This window comes from Streptomyces spongiicola, from assembly GCF_003122365.1.
Taxonomy (GTDB): Bacteria; Actinomycetota; Actinomycetes; order Streptomycetales; family Streptomycetaceae; genus Streptomyces; species Streptomyces spongiicola.
Map to the genome: position 1 here is coordinate 2,986,956 of NZ_CP029254.1, position 17,771 is coordinate 3,004,726.

Below are 17,771 nucleotides of genomic sequence, written 5' to 3' on the forward strand. Positions count from 1 at the left end.
TGACAGATGACAGATTCTGTTATCGACTATCTGACGCCTGTCATCGACGAAGACGGCGCACCCTTCTGGCGGTACGCCGCCCAAGGCGAGCTGCGCATCCAGGCCTGCGCCTCCTGCGACGAGCTGCGCTTCCCGCCCCGCCCCTGCTGCCCCCGCTGCCAGTCGTTCCACAGCACCTGGCGGCGCATGAGCGGCCGGGGGCGGATCTGGTCGTATGTGCTGCCCCATCCGCCGCTGCTTCCCGGCTACGCCGAGCAGGCCCCCTACAACGCGGTCGTCGTCGAACTCGCGGACGCCCCGCGCATCCGGCTGGTCGGCAACGTCGTGGCCGCCGCGGACGCCCCGCTGAACTCGGTCGCCCCGGAGCGGCTGGGCATCGGGGCGCCGGTGCGGGTCGCGTTCACGGAGGCGGGCGGCGGAGTGACCGTGCCGCGCTGGCTGCTGGAGCGCTGATGCCGGGGTCCGGGGTGCGTACGGAGCGGGACGAGGAGACCGGGGTCGCCGTCGTCACCCTCGACCGGCCCGCCCGCCACAACGCGATCGATCTCGCCATGGCGCAGGAACTGTCGGCCGTCTGGCAGGAGTTCCGCTTCGACGACACCGTCCGCGCGGTGGTGGTCGCCGGCGCCGGGGGGAAGGCGTTCTGCACCGGATTCGACCGTTCCGCCGTCGTGCCCCAGCCCGCGTCGCCCTACTCGACGGAGGATCCGCTGCTGCGGATCGGCCCGAAGGCGAACGACCTGTGGAAGCCGGTGATCGCGGCGGTGCGCGGGCTGGCCTGCGGCGGCGCGTTCTATCTGCTCGGCGAGGCGGAGTTCCTGATCGCGGCCGAGGACGCCGTCTTCTTCGACCCCCACACCACCTACGGCATGGTCAGCGCCTACGAGTCGGTGTACCTGGCGATGCGGATGCCGTTCGGGGAGGTGGCCCGGACGGCGCTGATGGGTTCGGCGGAGCGGCTCTCGGCCCGCCGGGCCCATGAGACCGGGCTGGTCAGCGAGGTGACCCCGCCCGGCGGCGAGGTGCCGGCCGCGGTGCGCTGCGCGGAGGTGATCGCCTCCTACCCGGCCGAGGCGGTGCAGGGGACGGTCCGTGCGGTGTGGTCGGCGAAGGAGGCCGTCCGCGCGGTGGCACTGGCGCAGGCTCCGCATCTGGTGGCGCTGGGGAATCTGCCGCCGGAGCGGCAGGCGGAGCTGTTCGCCGCGCGCCGGCCGGGGTTCCGGCTCCGCTGAGGCGCACGGAGCGCGGTGGAACGGCGGTTCGCTACGGGCACCGGGGTGGGCCGGGGAAGGGGTGCGGGCCCGTGCGGCCGGTGGTGAGTAAGCGGCCGCCGGTCGGCCGTATGAGAGGGAGAGCGGCCGCGCGGCGGCCGGTTCCCGGGGGCGTGCCGCCTCCGCGGGGGAAGGCGCTGGGCGGGGCCGGTTCAGGGTCGCGGTCGGGGTACCAGGGGCGTAGCGTCGTGCTGCGGAGAGGAGTCCGGCCATGGTCCGCAACGTCATCGGGTCTGCTCTGGCTCTCGCCGGAGCGGCGGCCGCCGTGTACAGCCCCTTCCGTGCCTGGTACGACGGCCGTCGGGGCAGCGACTACCGGGTCCAGGACCTGTTCGGCGGGATCACCGACGCCCCGACGGAGGTCGGGGCGTCGATCGTGCTGCCGTACGCGTTCGCCGCGCTGGTCGCGCTGTTCGGGGTGATGCTGCGGTCCCGGTTGCTGGTGGCGCTGGCGGGTCCGGTGGTGGTGGGTTTCACCGTCCTGTGGATGGTGCGCCAGGGGCAGGCGACGGGCTATCTGGCGGTCGGGGGCGGCTTGCCGGGGCTGGGTGAGGGCGTCGCGGTGGCGCTGGGCGGCGGTGTCCTGCTGCTGCTGGCGGCGGTGGTGATGCGGGGGCGGGCGCCGAGGGTGGTGGGGTTCGAGGAACCGGGTTACGACGGCCCGCCGGGCGGCGCCGGCTGGTATCCGCCGGAGCATCCGGCCGGGTATCCGCCGGCGGACGGCCCGCACGCGTGGGCGCCGGAGCTGGACGACACTCAGCGGCTGCCGACCAGCGCGCCTCCTCCGGCGTACGGGCCGGGCCCGCGTCGGCCGCGGCCCGACCCGTATGGCGCCGCCCCGTATGGCGCCGACCCGGGGCGGGATCCGTTCGGTGACGAGTGGCGCGGTCCGTAGGGCTCGCGTTCCGCTCCCGGCGGCACCGCCCCGATGGTGCCGTTCAACTCGGTGGCCCCGCTGGCCTCGCTGGCCCCGATGACCGCCGTAACCCCGCTGGCCTCAATGGACCCGGCAACCCCGGCAACCCCGGCAACCCCGACGGCTCCGGCAACCCCGGCGGCTCCGGCAACCCCGGCAACCCCGACGGCTCCGGCAACCCCAGCGGCTCCGGCAACCCCGGCAACCCCGACGGCTCCGGCGGCTCCGGCGGCTCCGGTGTTCCCGGCCGGGCCGCCGGACCGGTTCAGCGGGGTGCGGTGCCGCGTCCGGTGGCGGTTCCCCTGGCGGCGTCCAGCGCGTAGACGCAGCGGTCCTTGGAACAGGCGTAGACGACGCCGTTGCGGGCGACGGGTGAGCCGGTGATCTCGCCGCCGGTGGCGAGTTTCCAGCGGAGCTGCCCGCCGGCCGCGTCGAGGGTGTAGAGGACGTGGTCGGCGGAGCCGAAGTGGATCCGGCCGTCGGCGGCGACGGGGCTGCCGGTCACCTCCCCGCCGGCGGCGAACCGCCATTTGGGGGTGCCGGTCAGGGCGTCGAGGGTGTAGAGCGCGTTGCCGCTGCCGACGTGGATGCTGCCGTCGGCGACGAGGACCGGTTCGACTGACTGGCGGGCCTCGGTGGCGATGCGCCAGCGGTCCTTTCCGGTGGCGGCGTCGAGGGCGTAGACGGTGCCGAGGTAGTCGGCGAGGTAGATCCCGCCGCCGGTGACGGCGGGGCCGGGGGCGAAGACGGGCGGGGAGAGGAAGACGGCCGGGGCCTCGAAGTGCCAGCGCACATGGCCGGTGACGGTGTCGGCGCACAGGACCCGGGTGCCGGCGGCGACGTAGGTGCAGCCGTCGGCGGCCTGGGTGACCCGTGCGGGTACGCCGCCGCGGGAGGCGGCGTCGCCGACGGGATAGGACCAGCGTTCGCCGCCGGTGCGGGCGTCGAGGGCCTGGAGGCGGCCGTCGCGGCAGACGTAGACGGTGTCGTCGTGCAGCGCGGGTCCGGCCTCGGGGGTCTCGAAGTCGGTCTGGGCTCCGGCGATCTCCCAGAGCTTCTCGCCTCGGGAGGCTTCCCAGCCCTGTACGCCGCCGCCGCGGGTGGCGGTGACGACGGTGCCGCGGGCGGCCTGGAGGGCGTAGACCCAGGCGTCGGTCGGGGTACGCCACCGTTCGCCGCCGTCGCCTGCGTCGAGGGTGTAGAGGGTGGGGCCGTCGGAGGCGTGGATGCGTCCGTCGGCGACGCCCATGGCCCAGGCGACGTCGCGGGTCTTGAACTGGCGGCGGCCGCTGGCCACGTCGAGGGCGTGGATCTCGAAGGAGGTGACGTAGACGAGGTGGCCGTCGACGACGGGGGTGCCCCAGACGTCGTTGGACATGCGGAAGCGCCAGGGGCGCCAGCGGGCGGGTCCGGTGTCCGGGGGTGCGGTGTCCGGGGGTGCGGTGGGTGCGGGTACGGGCGGAGCCGCGGTCGTGGCGCGGCGTACGGCCTCGCCCCCGGGCGGGCGGACCCAGCCGGTGGCCGGGCCGGCTTCGGCGGCGGGTCGGGCGTCTGCCCCGGCGCGGGGGCCGGGCCCGATGGGGATTCTGGCGCCGGGCAGCCGCACGGGCCCGGGGCCGGGTTCCGGCGGGGCGTGCCGGGGACGGAGGGGTTCGGTGTCGCGGGGGTCGGCTCCGCCGGGCTGCTGGGCGGCGGGTGCGTGACCGGGTCTGGGGGGTGCGGGGGGTGCGGGGGGTGCGTGGGGGCGGGGCCGGCCGGGGGGCGCGCCGGCGCCGGGGAGCCGTCCGCCGCGGCGTCCTTCGATGAGGGAGACGGCCCGGCCGGGCAGCCAGGCGGACGCGGTTCCGCTGTCGTCCCCACCGGAGGCGAACAGGTGCGGGGCGAGTTGCGACTGGAGGTCCTCGGGGCTGGGCCGCAGGGTCGCGTCGGGCCGCATGCAGGACTCGATGAGGGGGCGCAGTTCGTCGGGCAGGCCGGACAGGTCGGGGCCCTCGCGCAGGAGCATGAAGACGGTCTCCACGGGGTTGGCGCCGTGGAAGGGCGCGTGTCCGGTGGCGGCGAAGACGAGGGTGGAGCCGAGGGAGAAGACGTCGCTGGCGCCGGTGACGCTGCGGGAGTCGCGGGCCTGTTCCGGCGACATGTAGGCGGGGGTGCCGACGGCGACGTTGGTCATGGTGAGGCGGGTGTTGGAGACCCCTGAGGCGATGCCGAAGTCGATCACACGGGGGCCGTCCTCGACGACGAGGACGTTGGACGGCTTGAGGTCGCGGTGGACCAGGCCCGCGCCGTGGATGGACTGGAGGGCTTCGGCGATTCCGGCCGCCAGCCAGCGGACCGCCTGGGCGGGCAGGGTCCCGCACTCGTTCACTATTTCCTCGAGGGAGGGGGCGGGTACGTAGGCGGTGGCGAGCCAGGGCACGGCGGCGCGTGGATCGGCGTCCACGACGGCCGCGGTGTAGAAGCCGGAGACCGCCCGTGCCGCCTCCACCTCGCGGGTGAAGCGGACGCGGAACAACTGGTCCTCGGCGAGTTCGGTGCGCACCGTCTTGATCGCCACACGCCGGCCGGACGCCGACCGTGCGAGATAGACCAGCCCCATGCCGCCGGCTCCGAGCCGTCCCAGCACCTCGAAGGGGCCGATCCGCCTCGGGTCGTGCTGCGTCAGCTGCTCCACTTCGCCTGCCACCTCCCCGTAGGGGCCATGAAGGTACGGCCCCGTCGCCACCTGATTGTTCCTGCCGGAGGGCACGGTTGCGAACCCGGGGCGGTATCGGGGTGTCTCGGGCCATTTTGCCCGCCTGCCCGGGGGCTGCGGGTGGGTTCGGCGGGTTCGGCCCGCAGGTTCAGGTGCCGGGTTCAGGTGCCGGGTTCAGGTGCCGGGCCCACGGGACGGGTCGCCTGGTGTTCGGCGGCCTGGCCCGACGGAGCACGGTCCGTGCTGCCAGGCCGCGGTGGGGCGGGGGCGGCGCCGGACGGTTCCGCCGGGTGTTCCGGTCGCTGCCGGGGGGTGCGTCCGGGTGCCCGGCCGGGTTCGAGTCCGGGTCCGGGTCCGGGTTCGGGTTCGGCCAGGACGGCGAAGGAGGCGCCCTGGTCGTCGACGAGGACGGCCATACGTCCGTAGGGGATGTCGAACGGCGGTGCGGTGACGCGGCCGCCGAGCCGGGTGGCGCGTTCGACGGCGGCGTCGGTGTCGGTGACGGCGAAGTAGACGAGGAAGTGGCCGGGCATCTCCGGGGGGAACGCGTCGGTGATGACGCTGCGGCCGCCGACCGCGGTGTCCTCGCCGGGTTGGGTTCCGGCGGGCGACCACATCAGGTAGTCGACGGCCTCATCGGGCAGCTCGGTGCCCTGGAACCCGAACACCTGCCGGTAGAAGCGGTCGACGGCGTCCTTCTCCCGGGTGTAGACCTCGGTCCAGCAGAACGAGCCGGGTGTGCCGCTGAGCGCGAAGCCGTCGCGTTCGCCCTTCTGCCAGAGCCCGAACACGGCGCCCCCGGGGTCGGCGGCGAGGACGGTGGTACCGAGGCCGTCGACGGGTGCGGGGGCGGTGATCACCTGGCCGCCGGCGTCCCTGATCGTCCGGGCGGTGGCGGCGGCGTCGCCGGTGGCGAAGTACACGCCCCAGGTGGTGGGCATCCGGCCGTCGCTCTTGGCGGCCAGCGCGGCGACGGGCTTTCCGTCGCTCAGGGCGTCGGTGTAGTGAGGATAGGGTCCTTGATCTGCGCTTTTGCCACTGTAGGTCCAGCCGAACAGTTCGCCGTAGAAGCGCTTGCCCGCTTCCAGGTCGGGCAGCTGGGCGTCCACCCAGCAGGGCGTGCCCTCGGTGAATTCGGCCATGGTCCGGCCCCTTCCTCGGCGCGGGCCGCACGGGACGGGTTCCCGGGTGGAGATGCCCCGCGATCCCGGGGAGCCCGGAGATCCGGGATTCCTCGGATCACCCGGATCACCCGGATTTTTCGGGTTCCGGGTCCCAGGCCCCCGGGGCTACCGGGCCTCCGGCTCCCGAAACCCCTGGAGCCCCCGAAACCCCCGAAACCCCTGGAGCCCCTGGAGCCCCCGGGCCCGGAGACGCCGGCGCGAGCCCTCGGCGCAGTATGTGATGTCACTCACAGTGAACCCGACTCCGGCCCGCGCCGCATGTAGAGGCGGGCCGTTGGTTGAGTTGTCCACCGAAACTATCCACAGGCTGTTGATAACACTGTTGGCCTACCCGGGGGACGGTGCGGGAGCACCCCATTTGCAGTCGGCCGAATCGCGCGCCGATCACCCCTCGGTAAGCTGACGGCATGACAGGACAAGTACGCACTGTCGACGGCCGCGTCGCCGGCCGTCGCGGACAGGCGACGCGGCAGAAGCTGCTCGACTGTCTCAGCGAGATGCTCAGCTCCTCGCCGTACCGGGACGTCAAGGTCATCGATGTGGCCCGGAGGGCGGGGACCTCACCCGCGACCTTCTACCAGTACTTCCCCGACGTCGAGGGCGCGGTCCTCGAACTCGCGGAGGAAATGGCCACGGAGGGTGCGGCGTTGACGGACCTGGTCGCGGGACGGTCCTGGGTCGGCAAGGCCGCCTGGCAGACCTCGGAGCAACTCGTCGAGGGATTCCTCGACTTCTGGCGCAAACACGACGCGATCCTCCGCGTGGTTGACCTGGGCGCAGCCGAGGGCGACAAGCGGTTCTACAAGATCCGCATGAAGATCCTGAACTCGGTCACCAACACCCTCGCGGACGCGGTGAAGGAACTCCAGTCACGGGGCAAGGTCGACAAGGACGTCAGCCCCATGGCGGTGTCGGGTTCGCTCGTCGCGATGCTGGCGTCGGTCGCCTCGCACCAGAGGGGCTTTCAGACCTGGGGCGTCAAGCAGGCGGAACTCAGGCCGAACCTGGCGCTGTTGGTCCACCTCGGCATCACGGGCAAGAAGCCGACGAAGTAGCACACGGGCCGGCGATGACGGGTGCGCTCGCGCCGAGTCCCGTCACGGACCCACCCGTTCACCCTCGGTGACGCACCGCACAGGCATACTCGCCCCCGGTGACGCCGAGCAGCACGAGCACCTGTGCGACCGCCCCGCACCTCCGCGTCCGGCACGTCCGGCACGTCCGAAGCCTGGCGCGCACAGCACCGGCACAACCGGACAACTGGCACAGCCGGCACGACCAGGTGCCGTCGACACAGCCGGCACGACCAGGTGCCGCCGCGCCGCCCACCCCGTCTCCGGCGCTTCCGTAGCCCGGTCGGCACGGCACCGGTGGATCCGCCGCCGTCGCAGCGCACCCCGTGTCCGGTACATCCGCCGCGGCCCCCGCGCGAGGGTCGGGCGCACGGCCGGTCCGTCCCGCCGCGTCAGTCCGGGGCACTGGTCAGCCGCGTCAGCCGGAACAGCCGGATCTCCCGTTCCACCCTCGCCTGGTACGCCGCGTACGGAGGCCAGAACGCAAGCGCCGCCTCCCAGGCCGTCGCGCGCTCCTCACCGGTCAGCAGTTCCGCCCGCACCGGGACGTCCGCGCCCCGCCAGCTGATCTCCGCCTCCGGGTGTGCGAGCAGGTTCCCCGTCCAGGCCGGATGGCCGGGCCGGCCGAAGTTGGAGCCGACCAGGATCCAGGTGCCGGCGGCCTGCTCCGGTATGCACGCGAGCGGCGTACGGCGCGCGAGCCCCGTTCTCGCGCCGCGCGATGTCAGCAGCAGCCCCGGCAGCAGCTGCGCGCTGAGCAGCACTCTTCCCCGGGTGAGACGGTGGACGGCACGGTCCACGGCGGGGACGACGCGGGGGGCGACGCGTGCGAAGACGCGGGTGGAGGAGATCTTCCGGACCGCGTGGATACCGGGGCGCATCAGACCCCCGCCGCCTCTCGTGAGCCGGGCGCCGGCCCCGGAGCGGTCCCGGGCCCGGTCCGCGATCCGCGGGCGGGGACGGCCGGGCCTGCATCGGCCGGAGCGCGAGGGTCGGCAGAGTCGTCGGGATCTTCGGAGCCTGCGGAGCCCGGGCGTTCTGCGGGGCCCGGGCGTTCTGCGGGGCCTGCGGGATCCAGGCAGTCTGCGGGGGTGAACAGGCCGACCGCCTCGGCCGCATGCGCGCGCAGCCGGTGGACGGGGCCGAAGAGCAGTTCGTCGGAGGCGGCCCGTTTGAAGTACAGGTGGGCGTCGTGCTCCCAGGTGAACCCGATGCCCCCGTGCAGTTGTATCGCCTCGCCGGCGACGGTCCGGAGCGCCTCCAGGCACTGGGCGAGCGCGAGCACGCCCTCGCGCGGGTCCCAGGCCGCGTAGTACGCGGCGGACCGGGCCGCCTGCACACACACGTACAGGTCGGCGAGACGGTGCTTGACCGCCTGGAAGGAGCCGATGGGTCGGCCGAACTGCTCGCGGCCCTTCACATGCTCCACGGTGCGGTCCAGCGCGGCGGAGGCCGCCCCGGCGGCCTCGGCCGCGAGCAGTGCCGCGGCGGTGCGGCCGGTGGCGGCCAGCGCGGCGGGCACGTCCGCGCCGGGGTCGTCGCCGAGCAGCTCGGCCGGGGTGTCGCGGAGTTGGACGCGGGCCTGCGGCCGGGTGTCGTCGAGCGCGGTCCACCGGGTGCGGCGCAGGCCGCGGGCCTCCCGTCCGCCGGTGTCCTCGCGCCGGGCCTCCCGGCCGCCGGTGTCCCCGCCCCGGGCCTCCCGGCCGCCGGCCTGGGGACCGTCGGCGGCCCCGCCGTCGGCATCCCGGCCGCCGGTGTCCCTGCGTCGGCCGTCCCCGCCCCGGCCGTCCCCGCCCCGGCCGTCCCGGCAGCGGACGAGGAAGAGGAGTGTGCGGCCCCGGGTGAATCCACCGGTGTGCGCGGCGACGAGGAGCAGTCCGGCGCTGTGCCCGTCGAGGACCTGCTCGGCCTCCCCGTAGAGCCGCCAGCCGCCGCGGCCGTCGGGCCGGGCCTGGACGCCCCCGGCGCGGCCCCCGCCGGCCCAGGCGCCGTCCGGGTCGCCTCGGGTGAGGGCGAGGGCGGTGGCGAGGGCGGCGCCGGGTACGCAGAGGGCCGCGGTGAGCGAGCCGTCGGCGATGCGGGGCAGGAGCGCGGAGCGCTGCGGTTCGGTGCCGAGCGCGGTGATCAGGGGGGCGGCCAGCGCGGATGTCGCGAACAGCGGCAGCGGTACGAGCGCGCGGCCGATCTCCTCGAAGGCGAGGGCGAGTTCCGTGGTGCCGCAGCCGGCGCCGCCGTACCTCTCGTCGAGGGCCAGTCCGGGCAGTCCCGGTCCGCCTGCCAGCCGTGCCCACAGGGCGGGGTCGTATCCGGGCCCGGCGTCCGCGGTGGAGTGGCCGCCGCCGCGTCCCGGCGGCCCGGTCGGGACCCCCTTCGAGAGCAGGCCTCCCAGGGTGCGGCGGATCTCGGACTGCTCCGTGGTGAAGGCGGCGTCCATCGTGGCTCCCCTCATCCTCTGACGGTCCGTCATATTAGGGGAGCCGGCCGCGGATGCCCAGAGCGGGGAGCGCCGGCGGCGACCGCGCTCGGGCCGAGAAGGAGAGCGCACGGGGCGGTTGACTCCCGACGGCCGTCGCCCTCACGAAATCTGATGTACCGTCAGCTACATGCCCAGGAGTCAGCGCCACCCGCGCAAGGCCGCCGTCGTCGGCATCTCCCTCTCGGACTGCGGTCGCGTCGACGGCCCCACTCCGTACGCCCTGCACGCCCAGGCGGCCCGCCGCGCGCTCGCCGACTCCGGTCTCGGTCGGGACGTGGTCGACGGTGTCGCCTCGGCCGGACTGGGCACCCTCGCCCCCGCCGAGGTCGCCGAGTACCTCGGGCTGCGGCCCCGCTGGGTGGACTCCACCTCCGTCGGCGGGGCCACCTGGGAGGTCATGGCCGGGCACGCCGCAGACGCCATCGCCGCGGGCCACGCCAACGCGGTGCTCCTCGTCTACGGCTCGACGGCGCGCGCCGACATCCGGGCCGGCCGCCGCACCTCCGACCTCTCCTTCGGCGCCCGCGGGCCGCTGCAGTTCGAGGTGCCGTACGGGCACACGCTGATCGCCAAGTACGCGATGGCCGCGCGGCGCCATATGCACGAGTACGGGACGACGGCGGAGCAGCTGGCCGAAGTCGCCGTGCAGGCCCGGGCGAACGCCTCCCGCAACCCGGACGCGATGTTCCGCGACCCGATCACCGTGGACGACGTGCTGTCCGGTCCGGTCGTCGCCGACCCGTTCACCAGGCTGCACTGCTGCGTCCGCAGCGACGGCGGCTGTGCGGTGCTGCTCGCGGCGGAGGAGTACGTACCGGACACCGCCAAGGCGCCGGTGTGGGTCCTCGGCACCGGTGAGCACGTGTCCCACACGACGATGTCGGAGTGGGACGACTTCACGGTCTCCCCGGCCGTGGTGAGCGGGCGGCTGGCGTTCGAACGGGCGGGGGTGGGGCCGGAGGACATCGACATCGCCGAGGTCTACGACGCCTTCACCTATATGACGCTGGTGACCCTGGAGGACCTGGGATTCTGCGCGAAGGGAGAGGGCGGTGCGTTCGTGGAGAAGGGACGGCTGCGCCTGGACGGAGCGATGCCCGTGAACACCGACGGCGGCGGGCTCTCCGCCTGCCATCCGGGCATGCGGGGCCTGTTCCTGCTGGTCGAGGCGGTGCGCCAACTGCGCGGTGAGGCGGCGGGACACCAGGTGCGGCGGTCCGACGGCAGCGTCCCGGAACTGGCCGTGGCCTCGGGTACCGGCGGCTGGTTCTGCTCCTCGGGCACGGTGGTGCTGGGCCGCTGACCGGCAGGGGCGCGCGCGGTGGGGCAGCAGCCCCGGACCCGTGATCCCGGGGTCCGGCGGACCCGGTGAACCGGAGTACCGGAGTACCGGTCTCCCGGGGCCGGCTCCCCCACGTGCCCGAGCCCCCATATGTCGAGCCCCCACGTGTGGGGTCCTCACATGTCGAGTCCTCACGTGTCCGGCCCACGGGTGTCCGGGCTCACACCTTCGGCCCCCACACGTCCGGCCCTCGCGCGCCGGGCCCCACACCTCCGGTTCCCGCGTGTCCGGTTCCCGCGTGTCCGGATTCCGCACGTCCGGGGCCGGATGCGGCGGCGGCTGCGGCACAGTGGGAGGGCGCCCACTCCCGCAGACCGTGCACGAGCCCACAAGGAGGCCCGGTGGCCCTCAGCCGCGAAGAGCGTGAGCAGTTCCTGGCAGAGCCCCATGTCGCGGCGATCGCGATCGACTCCGGCGAGGAGGACCGTGCGCCGCTGAGCGTGCCGATCTGGTACCGGTACGAGCCCGGCGGAGACGTCTGGATCCTGACCGGGCGCGACTCGCGCAAGCACCGGCTGATCGAGGCGGCGGGGCGGTTCTCGCTGTTGGCCGACCGGCTGGAGCCCACGGTCCGCTACGTCCAGGTCGAGGGGCCCGTCACATCGACGGAGCCCGGCACCGAAGCGGCGCTGCGGGAACTCGCCGGGCGCTATCTGCCGCCGGACAAGGTCGACGGCTACGTCGCGTTCGCCCTGAAGGACCACGGCGAGACGGTCGTGCTCCGGATGCGGCCCCAGCGGTGGCTGTCGGCCGACCTGGGCCGGGTGTGATGATCGGGCCATGACGCACGAGTCCGGCGGCGACGCCACCGCACGGCAGTTCCGCGAGCTGCTCAGAACACTCAGGGTATGGGACACGGACCTGCCGTCCTTCGAGCCGGACGCGGCCCCCGCCGGGCCGCTGCCGCTGTTCCACCGCTGGTTCGTGGAGGCGGCCGCCGCCGGGCAGCCCGAGCCCCACACCATGACCCTCGCGACCGTTGACGGGGACTCCCGCCCCGACCTGAGGACGCTGATCCTGCACGGCGCGGACGCCCGCGGCTGGCACTTCGCCTCGCACGCCACCAGCGCCAAGGGCCGCCAGCTCGCGGCCCGTCCGGAGGCCGCCCTCGGCTTCTACTGGCCCGTGCACGGCCGTCAGGTGCGCGTCCGCGGCCGGGTCGTGGCGGGCACCCCGGAGGAGGCGTACGCCGATCTGCACGTCCGGTCCACCGGAGCCCTGGCGGCGGCACTCGTCGGCCGGCAGAGCGAGGTCCTCGGCTCGCAGGACGAGTTGCGGCGCGCGAGCGCGGCCGCCTGGGAGCGGGCGGAAGCCCGGCCGGAGGCGATGGCGGAGACCTGGACGGTGTACGTGCTCGTCCCGTCCGAGGTCGAGTTCTTCCAGGGGGACGCCCGCCGCCGGCACGTCCGACTGCGCTACCGGAGGGACGGCGACACGGACGCGTGGGCTCGGGAGCTGCTGTGGCCCTGACCCCGATCCGGTCCCGTCCTCCGGTAGGCCGAAGCACGGGCGGCGGTCGGCGGGCCGCGGGCGCTTCCCGCGCACGTTCCGTAGGGACATCCGGGGGGACTTCGGGCCGTGTCGTCCGGGCTCGGGAGCGGGCCGCGCCGACTTCCCCGGACCGGTTGACCGCGCATTCCACCGGTACACCGGCAGGGCCTGCCCGCCGGGAGTCCGGGGCCGCGAACGGCCCCGGCGTCCTGGGACGGGAGCGGGATCACCGGACCCGGTCCGCGGAAGCCGGGGCGGCTCAGCCGGTGCTCAGACCGCCGGGACGGTCAGGGAGTAGGACTTCGCGGCCGGCGCGCTCGCGGTGTTGGGGCTGGTCGATACCTGGACGTCGAAGTTCGCGCCGTAGGTGGCCCGGTAGGTCCCCGCGCCCTTGAAGCTCAGGGCCTTCTTCGCCGCGTTCAGGGTGAAACCGCCGGGCAGCGCGGGAGCCGGCTTGCCGCCCCAGGTCTTGCCGGTCTTCTGGATGTCGGCGAGCGTGACGTACAGCGGCTCGTTGGAGGAGACACAGGCGCCGCCACTGCACTGCCACTGCTCGAACGTGCCGCCGAGGTCGGTGGACAGGTCGACGTTGCCGGTCGCTATGGCCTGCTGGAGGCGGACGGTGACCGTGGCGGTGGAGTGCGCCGGGACCACGATGTTCTGCGAGGGCGCCGTGTAGCTGACGCTCTGCGACTGCGAGGTGGTGTTGGAGTCGCTGAAGCTCCACGTCGTGGTGAGCTCGGTGCCCATGTGCACCGCCTTGCCCATGTCGACCGAGGCCGACACCTTGTTCGCGACGCTCACACCCTTGGTGACCGTGTTCGTGACGGTGTCGGAGATGCTCTTGGTGAAACTCTCGCTGGTCATGGTGAGCGGGGCGTCGGTGGTGTTCTTCAGGGTCGACGTCCCCACGAACCACAGGTCGCCCAGGCTGACCGAGGGGTCCCCCACGACGGTCACCGTGGTGTTGGAGTTCGTGACCTTGCCCGTCTTCGCATAAGTGAGAATACCCACCTGATCCTTGATCACGTTTTCCAGGTTGGTGACCCCCAGGGTGTCCGCCTGTGCCGGAGTGGCCAGCAGGACGGACATCACCACCGCCGAGGCGGTCAGCGGGTAGGCGAGAGCCCGTATGCGACGCTTCATTCTGTTCTTTCCCATCGACTTGAGTGCTTCCCCGCCCGCCCCGGCGGACGCCTCGTGATCGGCTCGCCGAAGGCCGCTCGGCGGCCCCTCTTTCGCCGGTGCTTCCGGAATGACCTCGTGGAGCGCACGGGGGCTCTCAGAGAGGCAGCAGGTGAGTCCCCCCTTGAGAATTGATCGAATATTAGCGAGCGATCTACGGGGAAAGGTAAAGAGCCGGCATTCACCCGGTCATGTTCGCCCCCCGTTTCCCTTACGCCGGGGATCCGCGCCCAAGCGGAGTACGGGACGCCGGCCGCCATCGGGACCGGCTCAGGGCACATTCGGATCCTGCCGCACATCCCGAGATTTCATCCAGGAATAAATAATTGACCAATGAAACAAGATGCCCTCCCGCGCTCCGCCGTGCGGCACTTGAGGCGAACTCGACGGGTGCGGACTCGACGGGTGCGGCGTGAGCGGCGCGCGAGGCGCACGCGGCGCGGCCAGGCACGCCGGAGTCGCACGGGCTGCGCGGGCCCGAGCGCCACGGCGCCCGAGCGGCGGAGCGGCGGGCGGCCCTGGTGTCCAAGGTGGCGGGAGGCTTCCCGTGTCGGCTCGGCGACGAACAGGCAGAACGACCGCGAGTTGGAGGCCGACCCGGCCGCACACGGCTGGACGGAGGACCGGCGGCGGACTCCGGCCGGGATCGCCGAGCAGATCCACCCCCCGTTCGACTGCCGGTACACCCCGCGTGGAGTGAGGTCGAACCGCGGTCGAACCGTGGTCGAACCGCGTCGATACGCCTTTCAACACACGCCTCGATTGGCGGGAAGCCCCCTCCTGCCTGTGCCATCCTGGCCCGAAATCGTCACTTTCCGTAGCGGGAGGCGTGGTCATGGTTCCGTCCGACCTCAAGTACACGCAGGACCACACGTGGATGAGGGAACGTGGCCCGGAGTTCGGAATCGGCATCACCGAGTACGGCCAGGAGCAGCTTGGGGACGTCTTCTTTGTCGAGCTTCCCGAGGTCGGCAGGCATGTGATGGCCGGGGAGGCCGTCAGCGTTGTGGAGTCGCCCTCTGGGCTGATGCGCGTGCAGACCCCCAGGAGCGGTGTGGTGACCGCGGTGAACAGCGACCTGCGCGACCAGCCTGAAGGGGTGAACGCCGATCCGTACGGTGAGGGCTGGCTGTTCTTCATCAGGCCGGACAGGGGAGCGCCCTCCTACGGGTTGATCGACGCGGCCACGTACGAGGAGCTGTTCGGGTAGCAACCACCGCTTCACGCAATGCCCCCGCCCCTGCGGTGACCACTCCGCGAGCCGGTAGCCGGCCGGTCCCGCGTGCGAGGTCCGAAGCGCCGGCGATCCGCCCGCGCCGCTTCGGTCGCAGTGCGCCCTTTCAGCGCGGCCTCTCCAGGGTGAGGACCGCCTTGGCGACGACGGTCATGCAGTTGGGGCTGACGCAGGATCTGCGGAGGACCCGCCGGCACCATGCCAGGGCCCGGCCACACCGAGAAGGATCGTTGTCCGATTGTTCGACAGAAGGAGAGCGCAGGAATGAATGAGTCGCGCACTGTTGACGGCCCCGGAGTGAGCGGGATGGGGGTGGGCTCATTCACGAGCCCCGACGATATTCCCGAGAACGGCCTCCGGTATGCGGTTGCCCTGCCCTTCTACCAGAAGAACGGAATCTACGTCGAGAACGCAGGCAGAACCATCGAGGTGAAGGGAGGAGCCCGTGAGCTTACGATCGAAGAAACACGATCCACCACCCAAACAATCCCGGTGGGTGGAAGCGGTGGTGACGGCGACTGGCGCAGCACACTCAAGTCCGTGGTGGGAATCGCCGCAGAAACGGCGGAGAACGCCCTGCGAAAGAAGTATCCGATCCTTCCGGACGGCGCGATTTCCAACCTGCTCGGGTTTGGTGCCAGCAGCGCGGATTCGGTCACCAAGCAGGAGAAGGTCACCTTCGGCGTCAGTGACAGGGTCAAAATCGTTCCTCTCATCGGGAAGACGATCCTTGCCCGGCCCGTGTATTTCAAGGTCAAATCCGTCTCCGACGAGTGGACGAAAGAACCCGGTGGGAAAATGAAACCGGTAAGGGGAAGCGTCGTATCGGACGTCGTGGTGAAAATGGGCTGGATTCTGGAATGCCCCACCGCCGGAGGAGGAATGAGGCTCGCCCGACAGAGGCCGAGCGAGCCCAAGCCGGGGGTGGAATACGATTACATGGCCGACACGGTGCTCCACATTCCCGCACCCCCTGACCCTGAAGTGGATGAGTACGCTCCCCCTACGGGGCCGCCCGATCGAATGGACACCAAGACAGGTGAAAACAATGTGCGGTGGAGCTTCTCCGGGCCACTGGAAAGCAGCGTCAAATCACTGGGCCGCGGGCTACGCGCAGACGGATTGAACTGGTCCCACGCTTATATCACGGAAGTTTCCGTGCAGTGCCCGCCGCCGAGGCACCAAGGAGATTCCAGGACATACGAATACTATCGATTCAGGTACCGCATGGAGGGAACAAGCCCAAGCTTCGGCGACTGGAGCTGGGGTGACCGGTCGGCGGGAACAGTGTCCTTCACCCGCGGGACAAGGTCGATTGACCCCTGGGAATCCGACCCCAAGACCATGGCCCAGCACAAGGGCATTCCCGCCGATGGCGGCGAATACAGATATCACTTGCTTTTCCATGTGTGCGCTGATGCCGTAATGGCCAAACCGAAGTTGCATGTAGACATCATTCCGGTCAAATAGAATCCACTTGGGGAGGCTCGTGACCGGGTGCATCTGTTCGATCGTCGGCTTGCCCGTGCCCGTGTCCCCTCCCCAACGCACAACTTGGAGTTCCTGAAGTGCTTGGAGTGCTTGGAATGCGTGGGGAGCGCCTGGAGTGCTTGGAGCGCGTGCGGATGGTCGGTGTGGGCGAACGCCTCGTTCTTCAGGCGGCGGAGCTCCTCGCGGTGGAGGGCCCGGGTGCGGTCGACGTGGTCCAGGCGGATGTCGCGCCGGGTCGGGCGGCGGACCCCGCACGTCCCTCTCGGGGAACGGCTCCGCACGGCCGCACCCTCGCCGAGGCGGACCTCGCTTTCCCGTCCTCTCAGACCTGCCCGGCCTGTGGATTCCGGGACGGTCCCAAGCCCCTGTACGTCCGGGAGTGGACGTGCGGCGAATGCGGCACCGTCCGCGACCGCGACCACAACGCAGATCGCCGAGACCGGATCGGGGATGGAGCCGCCGCGACGCTGTCACCCCGCCCTGTCAACCTCGGCGGCGCATCGGCGGCCCCGGTTCTCAGCCCGGGGGACCATTCGCAGCGAGGCCCGCTCATCCTGCGGTCTGACCACCCTCGGGCCCGGCGGTGGATTCGCCGAACTGCGGTCTCCGGAAAGGTGGATGGGAATCGACCACCTCTTTTCCAAGGACCTGCATCATTGTGCGAAGCAGACGCATAGCCCCTGTTCTGGCCGTCAGCGCCGTCGCGGCCCTCGTCCCCGCGTTCACCCCCGCAACCGCCTCGGCCGCCTCGGCCGCCTCGACGCCCAGGGTGCCCGCCGCGGCGGACCCTCTGAAGCGGTACACGCAGCAGAAGCCGCGCTGGAAGCGCTGCGGCGCCAGGACTCCGGCGGGCTTCCAGTGCGCGACGGTCAAGGTGCCGCTCGACTACGCACGGCCCGGCGGAAAGAAGATCGACATCGCGGTGTCGCGGATGAAGGCGACCAGCGCCAAGGAGCGGCGCGGAGTGCTGCTCCTCAACCCCGGCGGCCCCGGCGGGGAGGGCCTTGACATGCCGCTGCTCATGACGAGTGAACTGCCCGCTTCCGTGAAGAAGCGGTACGACCTCATCGGGTTCGACCCGCGGGGCGTGGGCCGGAGTTCCCCCGTCAGCTGCGGACTGAAGAACAGCGAGCGGAACTGGGAACGGCCGTACGGGGCGGCGACGTTCGACAAGGACGTGAAGTGGGCCCGCACGGTCGCCGAGAAGTGCCGCGCCAAGGGCGGTGACGCCCTGTTGCAGTTCACCACCCGCAACACCGCCCGCGACATGGACGTCGTCCGCGCGGTACTGGGCGAGAAGAAGATCTCCGCCCCGGGGTGAGGCGACGGCGAAGCTGAGCGGCGAGCGGTTCGGGGTTGCACTCAGCGCCGGGAAGCCGAAGTAAACCCATTCCTCCGAGGAATCGCGCCCGC

At 72.1% G+C, this 17,771-nt stretch carries 14 protein-coding genes and 2 pseudogenes; 11 read left to right on the top strand and 5 right to left on the bottom strand.

Going from position 1 to position 17,771, the window contains the following annotated elements; all coding sequences use genetic code 11:
* Window positions 1-6 precede the first annotated feature (6 nt).
* The 3 genes from DDQ41_RS12990 to DDQ41_RS13000 all read left to right on the top strand — a co-directional run bounded on the left by DDQ41_RS12990 (window position 7) and on the right by DDQ41_RS13000 (window position 2,166).
* Window positions 7-453 (top strand): Zn-ribbon domain-containing OB-fold protein, encoded by a 447-nt coding sequence (locus tag DDQ41_RS12990; RefSeq protein WP_109294652.1) that lies wholly within the window; start codon window positions 7-9, stop codon window positions 451-453.
* A complete protein-coding gene (locus DDQ41_RS12995) occupies window positions 453-1,232 on the top strand; it encodes an enoyl-CoA hydratase/isomerase family protein (RefSeq protein ID WP_109294653.1) in 780 nt (259 codons plus the stop codon). Before DDQ41_RS12990 ends, DDQ41_RS12995 begins: the two co-directional genes overlap by 1 nt.
* Before the next feature lie 250 nt (window positions 1,233-1,482).
* A complete protein-coding gene (locus DDQ41_RS13000) occupies window positions 1,483-2,166 on the top strand; it encodes a hypothetical protein (RefSeq protein ID WP_109294654.1) in 684 nt (227 codons plus the stop codon).
* 286 nt (window positions 2,167-2,452) lie between these two features.
* Here DDQ41_RS13000 and DDQ41_RS13010 read toward each other — a convergent pair whose 3' ends face one another.
* Window positions 2,453-4,861 carry an outer membrane protein assembly factor BamB family protein gene (locus DDQ41_RS13010; RefSeq protein ID WP_109294655.1) on the bottom strand — a complete coding sequence of 803 codons (2,409 nt, stop codon included), beginning with the start codon at window positions 4,859-4,861 and terminating at the stop codon, window positions 2,453-2,455.
* A gap of 380 nt (window positions 4,862-5,241) precedes the next feature.
* Window positions 5,242-6,024: pseudogene (locus DDQ41_RS13015) on the bottom strand (VOC family protein); the annotation flags it as partial.
* A gap of 449 nt (window positions 6,025-6,473) precedes the next feature.
* On the opposite strand from DDQ41_RS13015, the gene DDQ41_RS13020 reads away from it, so the two are divergent.
* On the top strand, window positions 6,474-7,121 hold the full coding sequence (locus tag DDQ41_RS13020) for a TetR family transcriptional regulator (protein WP_109294656.1): 648 nt from the start codon (window positions 6,474-6,476) through the stop codon (window positions 7,119-7,121).
* 410 nt (window positions 7,122-7,531) lie between these two features.
* On the opposite strand, the gene DDQ41_RS13025 is transcribed toward DDQ41_RS13020, so the two are convergent.
* Window positions 7,532-8,020 (bottom strand): nitroreductase family deazaflavin-dependent oxidoreductase, encoded by a 489-nt coding sequence (locus DDQ41_RS13025; protein ID WP_109294657.1) that lies wholly within the window; start codon window positions 8,018-8,020, stop codon window positions 7,532-7,534.
* Window positions 8,020-9,573: an acyl-CoA dehydrogenase family protein gene (locus DDQ41_RS13030; protein WP_109294658.1), complete on the bottom strand. Its 1,554-nt coding sequence runs from the start codon at window positions 9,571-9,573 to the stop codon at window positions 8,020-8,022. The genes DDQ41_RS13025 and DDQ41_RS13030 overlap by 1 nt, the downstream gene beginning before the upstream one ends.
* Before the next feature lie 169 nt (window positions 9,574-9,742).
* On the opposite strand from DDQ41_RS13030, the gene DDQ41_RS13035 reads away from it, so the two are divergent.
* The 3 genes from DDQ41_RS13035 to DDQ41_RS13045 all read left to right on the top strand — a co-directional run bounded on the left by DDQ41_RS13035 (window position 9,743) and on the right by DDQ41_RS13045 (window position 12,427).
* The gene (locus DDQ41_RS13035; RefSeq protein WP_109294659.1) at window positions 9,743-10,918 is read left to right on the top strand and encodes a thiolase C-terminal domain-containing protein; all 1,176 of its coding nucleotides are present in this window, start codon (window positions 9,743-9,745) and stop codon (window positions 10,916-10,918) included.
* 380 nt (window positions 10,919-11,298) lie between these two features.
* Complete coding sequence (locus DDQ41_RS13040) at window positions 11,299-11,727, top strand: pyridoxamine 5'-phosphate oxidase family protein (RefSeq protein WP_109294660.1); 429 nt, start codon at window positions 11,299-11,301, stop codon at window positions 11,725-11,727.
* 10 nt (window positions 11,728-11,737) lie between these two features.
* Window positions 11,738-12,427 (top strand): pyridoxine/pyridoxamine 5'-phosphate oxidase, encoded by a 690-nt coding sequence (locus DDQ41_RS13045; RefSeq protein ID WP_109294661.1) that lies wholly within the window; start codon window positions 11,738-11,740, stop codon window positions 12,425-12,427.
* A gap of 291 nt (window positions 12,428-12,718) precedes the next feature.
* On the opposite strand, the gene DDQ41_RS13050 is transcribed toward DDQ41_RS13045, so the two are convergent.
* Window positions 12,719-13,594 (bottom strand): ETX/MTX2 family pore-forming toxin, encoded by an 876-nt coding sequence (locus tag DDQ41_RS13050; RefSeq protein WP_162602672.1) that lies wholly within the window; start codon window positions 13,592-13,594, stop codon window positions 12,719-12,721.
* Between the two features lie 874 nt (window positions 13,595-14,468).
* Here DDQ41_RS13050 and gcvH point away from each other — a divergent pair.
* From gcvH to DDQ41_RS13070, 4 genes and pseudogenes are all read left to right on the top strand, one after another.
* The gene (gene gcvH / locus DDQ41_RS13055) at window positions 14,469-14,843 is read left to right on the top strand and encodes a glycine cleavage system protein GcvH (protein ID WP_109294663.1); all 375 of its coding nucleotides are present in this window, start codon (window positions 14,469-14,471) and stop codon (window positions 14,841-14,843) included.
* A 288-nt stretch (window positions 14,844-15,131) separates the two neighbouring features.
* Window positions 15,132-16,337 (top strand): hypothetical protein, encoded by a 1,206-nt coding sequence (locus tag DDQ41_RS31260; protein ID WP_162602591.1) that lies wholly within the window; start codon window positions 15,132-15,134, stop codon window positions 16,335-16,337.
* 155 nt (window positions 16,338-16,492) lie between these two features.
* The gene (locus DDQ41_RS33020; RefSeq protein WP_394342181.1) at window positions 16,493-17,035 is read left to right on the top strand and encodes a zinc ribbon domain-containing protein; all 543 of its coding nucleotides are present in this window, start codon (window positions 16,493-16,495) and stop codon (window positions 17,033-17,035) included.
* Window positions 17,017-17,676 (top strand): annotated as a pseudogene (locus DDQ41_RS13070) (alpha/beta fold hydrolase); the annotation flags it as partial. The gene DDQ41_RS33020 and the pseudogene DDQ41_RS13070, both read left to right, overlap by 19 nt.
* Between the last annotated feature and the right edge of the window lie 95 nt (window positions 17,677-17,771).